The sequence below is a fragment of the Pseudomonas tohonis genome, assembly GCF_012767755.2.
Taxonomy (GTDB): domain Bacteria; phylum Pseudomonadota; class Gammaproteobacteria; order Pseudomonadales; family Pseudomonadaceae; genus Metapseudomonas; species Metapseudomonas tohonis.
On sequence record NZ_AP023189.1, the window covers coordinates 6019380 to 6034709 of the forward strand.

Sequence of the window (15330 nt, forward strand, 5' to 3'; positions counted from 1 at the left end):
CGATTCGGTGTTCAGGGCTAGGTCTGGCAGAATTATACGCACCTCGTTTCCGGTTTCCCTCCCAGCATGTCCTTCTCCCCCGATCAACTCGCCACCCTCGCGCAGTCCATCAAGGACTGGGGCCGCGAACTCGGCTTCCAGCAGGTGGGCATCACCGGGGTGGATCTGGGCGAGCACGAGGCGCACCTTAGACGCTGGCTGGAAGCGGGCTACCAGGGCGAGATGGACTACATGGCCGCCCACGGCAGCAAGCGCTCCCACCCGGACGAACTGGTCCCCGGCACGCTGCGGGTGGTATCGCTGCGCATGGACTACCTGCCCGGCGACACGCGCATGGCCCAGGTGCTGGGCCAGCCGGAGAAGGCCTATGTCTCGCGCTACGCACTGGGCCGCGACTATCACAAGCTGATCCGCAAGCGCCTGCAGCAGCTGGCCGAACGCGTGCAGCAAGCCATCGGCCCCTTCGGCTACCGCGCCTTCGTCGACAGCGCGCCGGTGCTGGAGAAAGCCATCGCCGAGCAGGCGGGCCTCGGCTGGATCGGCAAGAACACCCTGGTGCTCAACCGCAAGGCAGGCAGCTATTTCTTCCTCGGCGAACTGTTCGTCGACATGCCCTTGCCGGTGGATGCCCCGCACGGCACGGAGCACTGCGGGCGCTGCACCGCGTGCATGGACATCTGCCCCACCGCCGCCTTCGTCGCGCCCTACCAGCTGGACGCACGGCGCTGCATCTCCTACCTGACCATCGAGCTCAAGGGCTCGATCCCGCAAGAGCTGCGCTCGCTGATCGGCAACCGGGTGTTCGGCTGCGACGACTGCCAGATGGTCTGCCCCTGGAACCGCTTCGCCCGCCCTACCGACCAGGGCGACTTCCAACCGCGTCACGGCCTGGATAACGCCGCTCTGGCAGAGCTCTTCAGCTGGAGCGAGGAGGAGTTCCTCACCCGCACAGAGGGCTCGCCGCTACGTCGCGCGGGCTACGAGCGCTGGCTGCGGAACCTGGCGGTCGGCCTGGGCAACGCGCCCTCGACCATCCCTGTGGTGGAGGCCCTGCGCGCCCGGCGCGAGCACCCCTCGGCCCTGGTGCGCGAGCATGTGGAGTGGGCGCTCGCCCGGCACCAGGCGGCCTGACGGGCTCAGGCCTTGATGAAGTGCTCGCGGTAGTGGCGAAGCTCGGCGATGGAGTCGCGGATATCGTCCAGGGCCAGGTGGGTGCTGCTCTTCTTAACACCGTCACGCACATGGGGCGCCCAGCGCGCGGCCAGCTCCTTGAGGGTGGAGACGTCGAGGTTGCGGTAGTGGAAGTAGCCTTCCAGCTTCGGCATATGGCGGTAGAGGAAGCGACGGTCCTGGCAGATGCTGTTGCCGCAGATCGGCGACTTGCCCTTCGGCACCCACTGTTCCAGGAAAGCCAGGGTCTGCGCCTCGGCCTCGGCCGCGCTGATGCGGCTTTCCCGCACGCGCTGGGTCAGGCCGCTCTGCCCGTGCTGGCGGGTATTCCACTCGTCCATGCCGGCGAGAATCTCGTCGCTCTGGTGCACGGCGATGGTCGGGCCCTCGGCGAGCACGTTGAGGTCGCTGTCGGTGACGATGGTGGCCATCTCGATGATGACGTCGTTATCAGGGTCAAGCCCGGTCATTTCCAGGTCGATCCAGATCAGGTTCTGTGCGTTCTGCATGTTCGCTCTCCAAGGCAAGGCGCGCATTCTAGCTTAGAGCCCGGCGCGCCGGGCCGCCCGTGCTAAACTCGCCGCCGTTTTCAACCAGTGGAAGTTCCATGGCCAAACGCCACCTCAGTCGCCGGCAAAGCTGGCGCATCGAGAAGATCCAGGAAGAGCGCGCCGCACGTGCGGCAAAGCGTGAATCGCGTGCGCTCGACGAGCTGGAAGGCGGCGACCTCGGCCCCGAACAGACCGGCCTGGTGATCGCCCACTTCGGTGTACAGGTCGAGGTCGAAGCGCTGGAGGGCGAGATCGCCGGCCAGGTATTCCGCTGCCACCTGCGCGCCAACCTGCCGGCGCTGGTCACCGGCGACCGCGTGGTCTGGCGCTCGGGCAACCAGGGCAGCGGGGTGATCGTCGCCCAGCTGCCACGTACCAGCGAGCTGTGCCGCCCGGACATGCGCGGCGTGCTCAAGCCGGTGGCGGCCAACGTCGACCTGATCGTCATCGTCTTCGCTCCCCTCCCCCACCCGCACGCCAATCTCATCGACCGCTACCTGGTGGCCGCCGAGCACGCCGGCATCCAACCGCTGCTGCTGCTCAACAAGGCCGACCTGGTGGACGAGGACAACAGCGCGATGCTCGACGCCCTGCTGGGCGTCTACCGCCAGCTCGGCTACCCGCTGCTGGAGGTCTCGGCCCACGGTGGCGGCGGCATGGAGGATCTGCAGATGCGCCTCGACGGCCACGTCAGCGTCTTCGTCGGCCAGTCGGGCGTCGGTAAGTCGTCACTGGTCAACAGCCTGCTGCCTGGCGTCGACACCCGCGTCGGCCCGCTGTCGGAGATGACCGGCAAGGGCACCCACACCACCACCACCGCGCGTCTGTTCCACTTCCCCGGCGGCGGCGAGCTGATCGACTCCCCCGGCATCCGCGAATTCGGCCTCGGCCACGTCAGCCGTGACGACGTGGAGGCGGGCTTCATCGAGTTCCGCGACCTGCTCGGCACCTGCCGCTTCCGCGATTGCAAGCATGACCGCGAACCCGGCTGTGCCCTGCTCAAGGCGCTTGAGGACGGACGCGTCCAGCCACAGCGCATGTCGAGCTACCGACACATCCTCGAAAGCCTGCCCGAACCCGACTACTGACAGGCAGGGCACCAACGAAAAGGCCACGCGATTGCGTGGCCTTCTTCATTCCGGGCGGTTCTGTGTCGATCAGGGCTGCTTGTTCTCTTCCATCTTCAGCACGCCGTCTTCGAAGATATTCAACTTCTGCTGCAACTCCTGGGGCTGCAGCGGTGCGGCCCCACCGGGCGGCGCAGCCTGGGTGCCCGAGGCCGCACCGGGCTGGGCCGGCTGGGTGCCGCTGGCAGGTGCGGCTGGCGGGGCATCGCCTTCGACAGGCGCATTCTGGTCGCCATGGGAGCCTTCGATGTCCCGCTGCGCCTTCTTGGTCAGCACGATGATGTCGATGCGGCGGTTCACCGGATTGAAGGGATCCTCGCGATCGAACAGCGCCGAAGAGGCGTAGCCGACCACCCGCGCCACCTGATCGTCCGGGTAGCCGCCGGCCACCAGGGTGCGACGCGCGGCATTGGCGCGACCGGCGGAAAGCTCCCAGTTGCCGAAATCCCCGGTGCCGGCGAACGGCTTGGCATCGGTGTGGCCGCTGATGCTGATCTTGTTCGGCACAGCCTTGATGGTCTCGGCCATGATCAGCAGGATGTCTTCGAAATAGGGCTGCAGGCGGGCGCTGCCGAGGTCGAACATGGGGCGGTTGGCAGCGTCCATGATCTGGATGCGCAGGCCGTCCTGGGTGATCTCGAAGAGGATCTGGTCCTTGAACTTGCGCAGCTCGGGGTTCTCGTCGACCTTGTTCTGCAGTTCCTGCAGCAGCATCTCGAGACGTTCCTTCTCGATCTGGTCGGCCAGGGTCTCGACCTGCTTGGCGTCGACCTGCTGGTTGGTCGAATCGATGGCCGCTTCCTGCGCGTCGGGCGCGTCCTTGAGTTCCGGATTGAGCGTGCGGTCCGGTGCCGGCGTCGGCGTGCCGCCGAGGTCGATCACATAGGGGCTGGCGCTTTCGGTGAAGCCGATGGGGTCCTGGAAGTAGCCGGAAATGGCCTTCTTCTGCTCGGGCGTCGCCGAGGACATCAGCCAGAGCACCAGGAAGAACGCCATCATTGCCGTGGCGAAGTCGGCGAACGCGATCTTCCACGCACCGCCGTGGTGCCCCGCCGCGTACTTCTTGACGCGTTTGACGATGATCGGCTGGTTGTTGTCCATGACTCAGTCTTCAGCTACCGCGCACGGCCTGCTCGAGCTCGCTGAAGCTCGGCCGGTGCGCAGGGAACAGGACCTTGCGCCCGAACTCCACCGCCAGCGAGGGCGGCATGCCGGAAGCCGACGCCACCAGGCAGGCCTTGATGGCTTCATAGACGTTGAGTTCTTCCTTGGCGTCGTGCTCCAGGGACACGGCAAGGGGGCCGAAGAAACCATAGGCCGCGAGAATACCGAGGAAGGTACCCACCAGGGCCGCACCCACGTGCTGCCCCAGTGCCGACTGCTCGACCTGGCCGAGCAGCGCCATGGTCACCACGATGCCCAGCACCGCCGCCACGATGCCGAAGCCCGGCAGGCCGTCGGCGATGCGGTTGACCGCATGGGCCGGGTGCTCGAACTCCTCCTTCAGGCTGCCCAGCTCCATGTCGAACAGGCCTTCCAGTTCGTGGGGCGCCATGTTGCCGGAGGACATGATGCGCAGGTAATCGCTGATGTAGGCGACCATCCCCGCGTCCTTGAGGATCGCCGGGTACTTGCTGAAGATCGGGCTGGCCGCCGGGTCCTCGATGTCGGCCTCGATGGCCATCATCCCTTCACGGCGGCTCTTGTTGAGGATTTCGTAAAGCAGGCGCAACACTTCCAGGTAGAACGCGTGGGTGAAACGCGAGCTGAACATCTTCAGCGACTTTTTCAGTACATGCATGAAGGTGCTGCCCGGGTTGGCCTGGAGGAAGGCCCCGAGCGCCGCGCCACCGATGATCAACACCTCGAAAGGCTGTATCAGGGCACCAATCTTGCCGTGGGAAAGGACATATCCGCCGAGAACGGTGGCGAATACGACGATGATGCCGATTATTTTTGCCATAAAGTGAGACTTGAAGGGTCAGTAATAGGGTTATGAAAACAACCCTTCTAATTATCGGAACTTATGCGCCAGACTATAGCCAGTTAAGGCGAAAAGCCAGTTTGGCTCAACCCGCATGAAGACGCAGATGGCCCTACCACGCACCCTCGACGCCTGGATCAAGCAACTGGATGGCGTCCGTCTACCGATCCCGGCCGAGAGCCACGAACGGGTGCGCAGGGCGCTGGGCGACAGCCGCCGTTCCATGCGCGAGATCGCCGACCTGATTCAGGATAGTCCCGCCCTGGCCCTGAGCATCATGCGCGAGGCGAACCGCTCCGGTTCTTCCCTCGACAGCCCGGCGGAAAGCCTCGAAGTGGCCCTTACCCGCCTTGGCCTGAAACGCTCGGAAGAGCTGCTCGCGCGTCTCCCCGCCGTCGACGAAGCCAACATTCCCCTGGCGCTGCGCCAGTTGCAGCTCATCAGCCAGCACGCCTCGCAGCAGGCCAGCGGCCTGTTCGCCGCCCGCCTCGCACGCCTCTGGCAGGAAATCCACTGGAACAGCCTGCTCTTCCTCTCACCGCTGTGGCCGCTGCTGGCGCTGCACCCGCAGTTGTTCGCCGCCTGGGAAACCCGCGTCATCGTCCGTGGCGAGCCGGCGCTCAAGGTGGAGGTCGAACTCCTCGGCGTGCCGCTGCTCAAGCTGTGCCAGGCCCTGGCCGAGCACTGGAAGCTGCCGGACTTGATCACCTACGGCTACCGCCTGCTCAATGCCGACCGGCGCATGCTGGTCAAGGCCCTGCACATCGCCCGCGACAACGAACACCCGTTGCACCAGCAGCAACTGCTCGACGCCGATCCAGCCCTGCGCCGCTGGCTCACCCAACCCGGCAACACGGTCCTGCTGGCCAACGGCCTGGCCGTCTCCGCCCACGACTCCTGGGCCTGCGATCACAGCCTGCGCTGGCAACGCCTGACCGGCCTCTATATGCAGCTGCCGCTGACCGAGTTGCAGCAGCTCATCCATCAGCACGCCGTGGACAGCGCACGCAAGCACGCACGCAGCGACCTCTGGCACCCCGCACAAGCGCTGATCTGGCCCTGGGACTGCAGCCGCTGGCCGACCGAGGAAGTGAAACCGACGCCGCCTCCTGCCGCCGCGCTCACCGAGTGGCGCCAGCATTGCGGCCTGTTGCTAAAAGAGCCCAGCGCCTTCGCCAACATCGTCCAGCTCACCGCCTGCGCCCGCGATGCGCTCGCTGCCTGCGGCATGCGCCGCAGCCTGATCCTCCTCGCCGACCGCACCCAGAGCAGGCTGATGGTGCAACAGAGCGCCGGCCTGCCCAAGGAAGCCGCCAGCCTGGCCCTGGACCCCGCGCAGAGCCAGGTGCTGCGCCGCCTGCTCGCGCAGCCCGGACAACTGCGCCTCACGCCGGAGAACGCCGCGCAGTACTCGGCGCTGTTTCCCGGCAACCTCAAGGCCTTGTTCCCCGCCGACCACCTGCTGCTGCGCTCCATCCCCGCCAATGGCCGGGTCGCGCTGCTGGTGATCGCCGACCAGGGCGGCCAGCCCTTCGCCGACGTGAGCCTCCAGGCATTCGGAAAGACGGTGCAATGCATCGAGCGCGCCCTGGCCAGCTTTGCCACGCGCGGCCGCTGACCTTTCCGCTACAATCCGCCTTTTTCACCCATCCCCGGAGTCTTCAATGTCCGCCTTTTCCGGCTTGCCGCTGGTCATCGAACCGGCCGACCTGGCAGCGCGACTCGATGCGCCCGACCTGATACTGGTGGACCTGACCAGCGCCGCGCGCTATGCCGAAGGCCACATCCCCGGAGCCCGCTTCGTCGACCCCAAGCGCACCCAGCTCGGCCAGCCCCCCGCGCCCGGCCTGCTGCCCGCCACGGCCGACCTCGAGACCCTGTTCGGTGAACTCGGCCAGCGCACCGATGCCACCTACGTCGTCTACGACGACGAGGGCGGCGGCTGGGCCGGCCGCTTCATCTGGCTACTGGATGTGATCGGCCACCGCCGCTACCACTACCTGAACGGCGGCCTGCACGCCTGGCTGGCCGATGGCCGCGAGACCTCCACCCAGGTCCCGGATGCGGCCGGTGGCCCGCTGCCGCTGGTGATCCACGACGAACCCACCGCCACCCGCGAGTACCTGCAAGCCCGTCTCGGCGCCGCTGACCTCGCCATCTGGGACGCCCGCGGCCCCGGCGAATACGCCGGCACCAAGGTCCTGGCGGCCAAGGGTGGCCACATCCCGGGGGCGGTGAACTTCGAATGGACCGCCGGCATGGACCCGCAGCGCGCCCTGCGCATCCGCGAGGACATCGCCGAGATCCTGCAGTCGCTCGGCATCACCCCGGACAAGGAAATCGTCACCCACTGCCAGACCCACCACCGCTCCGGCTTCACCTACCTGGTGGCCAAGGCGCTGGGCTACCCCCGCGTGAAGGGCTACGCCGGCTCCTGGTCGGAGTGGGGCAACCACCCGGATACCCCTGTCGAGGCCTGAGCCTCCGGTAAACAAGGAACACCCATGAAAGAACGCCTGTTCATCATCAGCCAGTACCTGCTGCCCCATCACCTGCTCTCGCGCCTGGCCGGTTGCGTGGCGGAATGCCGCGTGCGCTGGTTCAAGAACGCCTTCACCGCCTGGTTCGCCCGCCGCTACCAGGTGAACATGAGCGAGGCCCTGGTCGAGGACCTCACCGCCTACGAGCACTTCAACGCCTTCTTCACCCGTGCCCTGAAAGACGGCGCCCGCCCGCTCGACCCGACCCCCGGCGCCATCCTCTGCCCCGCCGACGGTGCGGTCAGCCAGCTCGGCCCCATCGAGCACGGCCGCATCTTCCAGGCCAAGGGCCACAGCTTCAGCGTCCTCGAACTGCTGGGCGGCGACGCCGAGCGTGCGGCGCACTTCATGGGCGGTGACTTCGCCACCATCTACCTGTCGCCGCGCGACTACCACCGCGTCCACGCCCCGCTCGGCGGCACCCTGCGCGAGATGGTCTACGTGCCGGGCCGCCTGTTCTCGGTGAACCAGAGCACTGCCGAGAACGTGCCCGAGCTGTTCGCCCGCAACGAGCGCGTGGTCTGCCTGTTCGACACCGAGCGCGGCCCGATGGCCGTGGTGCTGGTGGGCGCGATGATCGTCGCCTCCATCGAGACCGTCTGGGCCGGCCTGGTGACGCCACCCAAGCGCGAGCTGAAGACCTTCCGCTACGACGAGGCCGCACGGGCACCGATCAGCCTGGAAAAAGGCGCTGAACTGGGCCGATTCAAGCTGGGCTCCACCGCCATCGTGCTCTTCGGACCGCAGCAGATCCGCTGGGCCGAAGGCCTCGCCGCCGGCAGCGCGGTCAGCATGGGCGAGCTTCTCGCCCTGCCCGCAGAGGCCTGATGAACCGGCCGGGCCGGGTGGAACGCAAGCCTGCGACCGAATGTCCAACCGTGCAGGGCAGCCATCCCGGCCCGTCGCCCATCCACTGGCAGCACTTCGCCACACCAGCCCCGCGATGGGCTGCGATGGGCGAGGGATGCTGCTAGAGTGCGAGTGAATTTACCGTACGTCTCGCCCGGCGCAGTTGGAGCATTCGAGCTACATGGACAAACAGAGTCCCCACCTGTTATTGCGTGTTCCTACTCCGAACAAGCAGAACCTGTCCTTCTGCGACGCCACCCCGCGTGACCTGAAGCGCTGGATATCCGGCCTGCCCAAGGCCAACCTCGGCGAGACCGCACGCCAGCTCTACCAGGCCCTGGTGGAACTCAACCAGCTCGTCACCGCCAGCGACAACCGCCTGCAACTGCTCGAGTTGCTGCGCCCCGAGGTGTACTACGTCTGCCAGCACCTGGAGCGCCACTTCCTCAACCAGGCCATCGTCCTCGACGAGCGCCCGCGCAAGGTCGCCAACCTCTGCCAGGCCCTGCAGAACCACCTCGCCATCGGCTACAAGCAGATCGTCGCCCATGAGTCGGCGCGCCAGTCGAAGGAGGGCGCGCAACTGCTGACCATCGCCCTGCAACGGGCCATGCACAGCCTCAATGGCGCACTGATCCGCGCCAGCCAGCTCTACTGTCCGGTGCCCGAGGGGCTATGGCTGGAGCTGCACCAGCTCTACCAGATCGCTGCATCCCGCCAGGCCCAGCGCGCCATCATCCGCGACAACCTCGCCCGCCACACCGACGGCCTCAGCGTCGAGCAGACCTACCTGGTCGCGCTGCTGCTGGGCTGTGCGCGCTGCAACCAGATGCGCCAGAACAACATCGCCCGCCTCGCCGAAGTGCTCGAGCCCTGGAGCAGCCTGGTGCGCCTGCAGCCCGGCGACGCCCCCTCGACGCTGTTCGCCGTCGCCACCCAGGTGGATGGTCCGCCACGCTACAAGTCGCTGTTCCAGGACAACGAGCTGCACAACCTGCTGGGCATCGACCCGCTGCCGCTGGTGGATGCGATCAAGGAATACCTGCTGCTGCCCAGCGAGAACCGCGAAAAAGCCCGCCTGTTGTTGCCGGAAGGCATCAGCCTCGACCTGCTTCAGCACCTGAGTTCAGCCTGGGGCGATATCTCCGAGCGCACCTTCCAGCGCAACCCGGGCCGCGGCAACCTCACGCTGTGCATCGGCATGAGCGCCCTGCACTTCTTCATTTCCGGCAGCAAGCCGTTCAGCGAGATCCTCAAGCTGCCGGTCGAGATCGGCCAGGCCGTGTTCAAGCCGATCAACAAGGACGAGGGCGATGTCTGGGGCAATGCCTTCGACGCGCAGCCCAACCAGAACTGGGAAGCCGGCCTGCCCTACGAGGAAATCCAGTACAGCAAGCCCGTGGTCAGCGGCGACACGTCGCCGCAGCACGCGCCCGCCGCCCCCAGCGCGGAAAGCTACCCGACCTTCGCCCTGTCGATCGTCAACCACAGCCCCGGCGGCTACTGCCTGAGCTGGCCCAAGGAAGTCCCGAGCCAACTGCAGGCTGGTGAACTGCTGGGCATCCAGGACGGCCCCGGCCAGGGCTGGAGCGTCGCCGTGGTGCGCTGGATCCGCCAGGTACGTGGTGGCGGCACGCAGATGGGCATCGAGCTGATCGCCCCCCACGCCCAGGCCTGCGGCCTGCAGCTGCTGCGCAAGGCCGACCAGCACAGCCACTACCTGCGCGCCTTGCTGCTGCCCGAAATCAGTGCCATCTCGCGCCCCGCCACCCTGATCACGCCGCGCCTGCCTTTCCAGGAGGGCAACAAGGTGCAGATCAATATCCACGGCAAGGAGCGTCGCGCCGTGCTCACCAGCCGCCAGACCACCACCGGCAGTTTCAGCCAGTTCGAATACCGCGCGTTCGAGCAGGAAAACGAGAATCCCGGGAAGCCCGTCACAGCTTCCAGTGAGCAGAGCCCGGCTGGGGAGGAAGATTTTGACTCCCTCTGGAAGTCGCTGTAGATTCCCGTGCCATCACCATTTGTCGCCTATTAGCGCCCGTTCGGCGCGGTCTAAGCACACGCCATGGCAATCGAAAAGAAAACCATCCGTCTGCTGATCCTGGAAGACTCGCAGAACGAAGCCGAGCGCCTGGTCAGCCTGTTTCGCAACTCCGGTCGCGCGACCCGCGTTCACCGCCTCGTCTCCAGTGACGACCTCGCCGAGGTCCTCCAGCAGAGCTGGGATCTGCTCATCGCCGCCCCCGAGAGTGACAACCTCTCCCCTGGCGAAGCCCTCAATGCCATCCGCCGCCAAGCCAAGGACATTCCGTTCATCCAGCTGGTAGCGGAGAACGATTCCGACCTGATCACCGAAGCCCTCGCCCTCGGCGCCCAGGATGCCCTGCCCCAGGGCGAGGACGAGCGCCTGGTGCTGGTGGCCAACCGCGAGCTGGCCAACCTCGAGGAACGCCGCTCCCGCCGTGCCGCCGAAGTCAGCCTGCGCGAGGCCGAGAAGCGTTGCCAGTTGCTGCTGGACAGCTCGGTGGACGCCATCACCTATGTCCACGACGGCATGCACATCTATGCCAACCGCGCCTATGTCGAGATGTTCGGCTACGAGGACGCGGAAGAACTGGAAGGCATGCCGATGATCGACCTGATCGCCGGCAGCGACCAGAGCGCGTTCAAGGACTTCCTGAAGAACTACCGCAGTGGCGACGGCAGCGCCGAACTGACCTGCTCCGGCGCCAAGGTCGACGGCCAGAGCTTCCAGGCGCGCATGAGCTTCTCGCCCGCCACCTATGACGGCGAGCCCTGCATCCAAGTGGTGATCCGCGCGGAAACCGCCAGCGCCGAGCTGGAAGAAAAGCTGCGCGAGATCAGCAGCCAGGACCTGGTCACCGGCCTCTACAACCGCAACCACTTCAGCGAGCTGATGGACGCTGCCGCCGACCGCGCGGTGAACGCCGGCCAGCCCGCCTCCCTCGCCTACATCCGCGTCGACCGCTATTCCGGCCTGCAGGCGGACGTCGGCATCGCCGGCAGCGACCTGCTGCTCACCGACTTGGCCAACCTGCTGCGCGCCCACTTCCCGGCCGATGCCCAACTGGCTCGTTTCGGCGACGACGTGTTCAGCGTGCTGCAACCCGGCCAGACGCCCGAGCAGGCCCGCGAAGGCCTGAACACCCTGCTGAAGAAAGTCGAAGGCCACCTGTTCGACGTCAGTGGCCGCACCGTACAGATGAGCCTCTCCATCGGCGTCGCCGGCCTCAACGAGACCACGCCCAAGGCCCAGGAAGTGATCGACCGCGCCCATCGCTGCGCCGACGAAATCACCGACGGCAACGAAGTGCGCCTGTACAACCCGGCCAGCGAACTGGCCGCCGCCGCCAACCGCGGCAGCCTGGTGGCCATGGTCCAGCAGGCCCTGGAGAACAACAGCTTCCGCCTGCTGTTCCAGCCGATCATCAGCCTGCGCGGCGACAACTTCGAGCATTACGAAGTCCTCCTGCGCCTGCTCAGCCCCCAGGGCGAAGAGGTGCCGCCGGCCGATTTCCTCGGCGCCGCCAAGGACGCCGGGCTGGCCGAGAAGATCGACCGCTGGGTGATCCTCAACTCCATCAAGCTGCTCTCCGAACACCGCTCGAAGGGCCACAGCACGCGCCTGTTCGTGCACCTGTCCGGCGCCAGCCTGCAGGACCAGACCCTGCTGCCGTGGCTCAGCGTCGCCCTCAAGGCCGCTCGCCTGCCGTCCGACGCGCTGGTCTTCCAGTTCAGCGAACCGGACGCCATCGCCTACCTGAAGCAGGCCAAGGCATTGACCCAGGGCCTCGCCGAGCTGCACTGCCAGGTCGCCCTGTGCCAGTTCGGCTGCGCGCTCAACCCCTTCAACACGCTCAAGCACCTGACCATCGACTTCGTGAAGGTCGACGGCTCCTTCACCCAGGACCTGAGCAAGGCCGAAAGCCAGGAAGCCCTGAAGACCCTGCTCGCCAGCCTGCACTCCCAGGCCAAGCTGACCATCGTGCCCTACGTCGAGAGCGCCAGCGTGCTGGCCACCCTCTGGCAGGCCGGGGTCAACTACATCCAGGGCTACTACCTGCAGGGCCCGAGCCAGTCGATGGACTACGACTTCTCGTCAGGCGACGAGTAAGCCCTCGCGGCGCCCCCCAAAGAAAAAGCCGCCCTCGGGCGGCTTTCTCGTTTCCGACGTGCCGATCAATCCTGGCCGTCGCGGTCGCGGAAGCCCAGCAGGTAGAGGATGCCGTCCAGGCCCAGCGTGGAAATGGCCTGCTTGGCCGATTGCTTGACCAGCGGCTTGGCGCGGAAGGCGACGCCCAGCCCGGCCAGAGCCAGCATCGGCAGGTCGTTGGCGCCATCGCCCACGGCGATGGTCTGCTCCAGGCGCAGCCCTTCCTTCTCCGCCAGCTCGCGCAACAGGTCGGCCTTGCGCTGGGCGTCGACGATCGGCTCGACGGCGACGCCGGTCAGCTTGCCGTCCTCGATCTGCAGCTCGTTGGCGAACACGTAGTCGATGCCGAGCCTGGCCTGCAACTGCTTGGCGAAGTAGCTGAAGCCACCGGAAAGGATGGCGGTCTTGTAACCCAGGCGCTTGAGCTCGGCGAACAAGGTCTCGGCACCCTCGGTCAGGCGCAGGGAGGCACCGATCTCTTCCAGCACGTCCTCGGAGAGGCCCCGAAGCAGCGCCAGGCGCTCCTTGAAGCTGGCACGGAAATCCAGCTCGCCGCGCATCGCCCGCTCGGTGATCTCCGAGACCTGCTCGCCGACGCCGGCAGCCTTGGCCAGCTCGTCGATCACCTCGGCCTCGATCAGCGTGGAGTCCATGTCGAACACCGCCAGGCGGCGGTTGCGGCGGAACACCGAGTCGCGCTGGAAGGCGATGTCGACGTTCAGCTCCTGGGCCACGCTGAGGAATTCGGCCCGCAGCGCCGCCGTGTCGGCCGGCTCGCCGCGCACGGAGAACTCGATGCAGCCCTTGCCCTGGCTGGCCGGCATATCGAGCGGCATGCGCCCGGAGAGACGGTCGATGTGATCGATGTTCAGGCCGTACTTGGCGGTGATGGCGCTGACGCGCTGCAGCTGCTCGGCGGTGACCTTGCGGGTCAGCAGGGTCACCATATGGCGGGGCTTGCCCTGGCCACCGACCCAGACCTGGTAGTCGCTCTCGGAAACCGGGGTGAAGCGCACCTGCTGGTCCAGTTTGTAGGCGGTGAAAAGCACATCCTTGAGCACGGACGACGCCTGCTCGTTGTCCGGTATCTCCACCAGGATGCCGAAGGACAGCGTGTCGTGGATGACCGCCTGGCCAATGTCGAGGATGTTCACCCCGCCCTGTGCGAGAACACCGGTGATCGCGGCGGTAAGGCCGGGACGGTCTTCCCCGGTGATGTTGATCAGGACTATTTCGCGCAAGGCGCACCTCCCGCAGTGGAAAAGGCGCACATTCTACCCACTTTCACGGTCTGACGAGCATGCCGGGCGCTTTGCCCTGTTAGGGGGCGCCGTTATACTGCGCCACAATTCCGTCCGAGAAGAGCCGAGCTCTGTGAACCGGCCTACGCCCGTCAAACCCGACAACTTCTTCCTGCTGATCTACCACGCCCTGCGCCAGCGCCGTGTGCCGATCGCCTTGCGCATCGCCAGCCACAGCCTCCTGCTGGTCGCCCTGGCCCTGGTGATCTACGCCTGGGTGATGGGCATGCAGTTCAAGCAGGCGATGCAGCAGCAGGCCGACGCCCTGGGCCAGAGCCTGACCGCGCAGACCGCCGCGTCCGCCACCGAGCTGCTGGTGTCCAACGACATCCTCAGCCTCAACGTGCTGCTCAACAACCTCGTGAAGAACCCCCTGGTGGCCCATGCCGCCATCTACAGCGTGGACAACCGCGTCCTCGCCGAAGCCGGGTCGCGCCCCAAGCAGGGCCTCCTGGGCGAAGTCGAAGGCCTGTACTCCACGCCCATCACCTTCCAGGAGGTGATCGCCGGGCACCTGCGCCTGAGCCTGGACATGCAGCAATTCCAGCAGCCCATGACCATCAGCCTGCAGAGCATGGGCCTGCTCAGCCTGATCCTCCTCGCCCTGGCGCTGTCCCTCAGCCTGCGCCTCGGCCGCCACATCTCCACCCCGCTGCTGCAATTGCGGGTCTGGCTGCGGGATCCGGACGACCCCGCCCCCGGCGCCGGCCGCCAGGACGAGATCGGCGACCTCGCCCGCCAGTTGCAGGCGCGCCTGGTGCCGGAGAAGCCCGAACCTGAGCCCGAACCCGAGATCGAGGAGGCTTACCTGGACGAGGAAGAGGACTTCCTCGAAGAGGACCAGGACCACGCGGAAGAAGGCTTCGAGATCCGCAACCTGCGCGATGACAGCTTCGACGGCGACAGCGCCGAGGAAAGCCCGAGCCGCCTGTTCACCCCGGACGAGGACGACCCCTTCGCCGACCTGCGCCCGCGCGAGGAAGCACCACCCGCCGCAGCCCCGGCGCCCGAACCCGAGGAGAACGAGGACGACCTGCACCGCAGCGCCGTGCTCGCCGTGCAACTCGGCGCCCAGGACCAGTTGCGCCGCCTGCCCCGCAGCCGACTGTTGGACCTGCTGCAACGCTACCGCGACTGCCTCGACCAGGCCGCCGAGCTGTACCAGGGCGAGCTGCACACGCTCAATGACGGCAGCAGCCTGATGCTGTTCCACAGCGCCGACAGCGGCGAGGACCACCTGACCCATGCGCTCTGCTGCGGCGAGCTGCTGCGCGCGCTCGGTCATGCCCTGCAGATCGAAGTGGCCGACAGCGGAATCACCCTGCAGCTGCAACTGGGCCTGACCCTCGGCGACAGCCTCGCCGGCCTGGGCCAGGGCGACCTGCTACTGGATGACACCACCCAGAGCGCCCTGGCGCTGAGCCAGCACAGCCGCAACCTGTTGCTGGTGGAGCGCGCCATCGCCGACGACGCGCTGGTGCGTCAGCGCGCCCGCGTACGCCCCATCGCCAGCCCGGAAGGCGCCTGCTGCGTCGAGCGCCTGCTGGAGCCCTACCCCTCGCTGCTGGAACGCCAGCTGGCCCACATGCACGACGCCGGGCGCCACTGAGCCCGGCAGCCAAGGACAGGCG

Annotated in this window: 12 protein-coding genes; 8 read left to right on the plus strand and 4 right to left on the minus strand. The window is 66.8% G+C overall.

The genetic code is table 11. From position 1 onward, the window contains the following. The first annotated feature begins 66 nt into the window (after positions 1 to 66). Positions 67 to 1131 carry a tRNA epoxyqueuosine(34) reductase QueG gene (queG, locus tag HSX14_RS27635; RefSeq protein WP_173171373.1) on the plus strand — a complete coding sequence of 355 codons (1065 nt, stop codon included), beginning with the start codon at positions 67 to 69 and terminating at the stop codon, positions 1129 to 1131. Between the two features lie 5 nt (positions 1132 to 1136). Here the strand turns inward: queG and orn are convergent, their stop codons facing one another. Continuing rightward, complete coding sequence (orn, locus tag HSX14_RS27640) at positions 1137 to 1679, minus strand: oligoribonuclease (protein ID WP_111259881.1); 543 nt, start codon at positions 1677 to 1679, stop codon at positions 1137 to 1139. Positions 1680 to 1777: 98 nt separating this feature from the next. Between orn and rsgA the strand changes: the two genes are divergently transcribed. After that, positions 1778 to 2809, plus strand: coding sequence for a small ribosomal subunit biogenesis GTPase RsgA (gene rsgA, locus HSX14_RS27645; protein ID WP_173171371.1), 1032 nt, complete (start codon positions 1778 to 1780; stop codon positions 2807 to 2809). A gap of 69 nt (positions 2810 to 2878) precedes the next feature. On the opposite strand, the gene motB is transcribed toward rsgA, so the two are convergent. Continuing rightward, a complete protein-coding gene (motB, locus tag HSX14_RS27650) occupies positions 2879 to 3949 on the minus strand; it encodes a flagellar motor protein MotB (protein ID WP_173171369.1) in 1071 nt (356 codons plus the stop codon). 10 nt (positions 3950 to 3959) lie between these two features. Next, positions 3960 to 4811, minus strand: a complete 852-nt coding sequence (gene motA, locus HSX14_RS27655; RefSeq protein WP_173171367.1) for a flagellar motor stator protein MotA — start codon at positions 4809 to 4811, stop codon at positions 3960 to 3962. Between the two features lie 115 nt (positions 4812 to 4926). On the opposite strand from motA, the gene HSX14_RS27660 reads away from it, so the two are divergent. The 5 genes from HSX14_RS27660 to HSX14_RS27680 all read left to right on the plus strand — a co-directional run bounded on the left by HSX14_RS27660 (position 4927) and on the right by HSX14_RS27680 (position 12359). After that, positions 4927 to 6450, plus strand: coding sequence for an HDOD domain-containing protein (locus HSX14_RS27660; RefSeq protein WP_173171365.1), 1524 nt, complete (start codon positions 4927 to 4929; stop codon positions 6448 to 6450). Between the two features lie 46 nt (positions 6451 to 6496). Next, positions 6497 to 7312 carry a thiosulfate sulfurtransferase gene (gene rhdA / locus HSX14_RS27665; protein WP_173171363.1) on the plus strand — a complete coding sequence of 272 codons (816 nt, stop codon included), beginning with the start codon at positions 6497 to 6499 and terminating at the stop codon, positions 7310 to 7312. A gap of 24 nt (positions 7313 to 7336) precedes the next feature. Next, positions 7337 to 8200 carry an archaetidylserine decarboxylase gene (gene asd, locus HSX14_RS27670; protein WP_173171361.1) on the plus strand — a complete coding sequence of 288 codons (864 nt, stop codon included), beginning with the start codon at positions 7337 to 7339 and terminating at the stop codon, positions 8198 to 8200. Between the two features lie 202 nt (positions 8201 to 8402). Further along, positions 8403 to 10226 carry a molecular chaperone gene (locus HSX14_RS27675; RefSeq protein ID WP_173171359.1) on the plus strand — a complete coding sequence of 608 codons (1824 nt, stop codon included), beginning with the start codon at positions 8403 to 8405 and terminating at the stop codon, positions 10224 to 10226. 63 nt (positions 10227 to 10289) lie between these two features. Further along, entirely contained in the window at positions 10290 to 12359 is a 2070-nt protein-coding gene (locus HSX14_RS27680; protein ID WP_173171357.1) for an EAL domain-containing response regulator, read from the plus strand. A 65-nt stretch (positions 12360 to 12424) separates the two neighbouring features. On the opposite strand, the gene serB is transcribed toward HSX14_RS27680, so the two are convergent. After that, entirely contained in the window at positions 12425 to 13639 is a 1215-nt protein-coding gene (gene serB / locus HSX14_RS27685; protein WP_173171355.1) for a phosphoserine phosphatase SerB, read from the minus strand. Positions 13640 to 13772: 133 nt separating this feature from the next. On the opposite strand from serB, the gene HSX14_RS27690 reads away from it, so the two are divergent. Continuing rightward, complete coding sequence (locus HSX14_RS27690; RefSeq protein ID WP_173171353.1) at positions 13773 to 15308, plus strand: AhpA/YtjB family protein; 1536 nt, start codon at positions 13773 to 13775, stop codon at positions 15306 to 15308. Positions 15309 to 15330 lie beyond the last annotated feature (22 nt).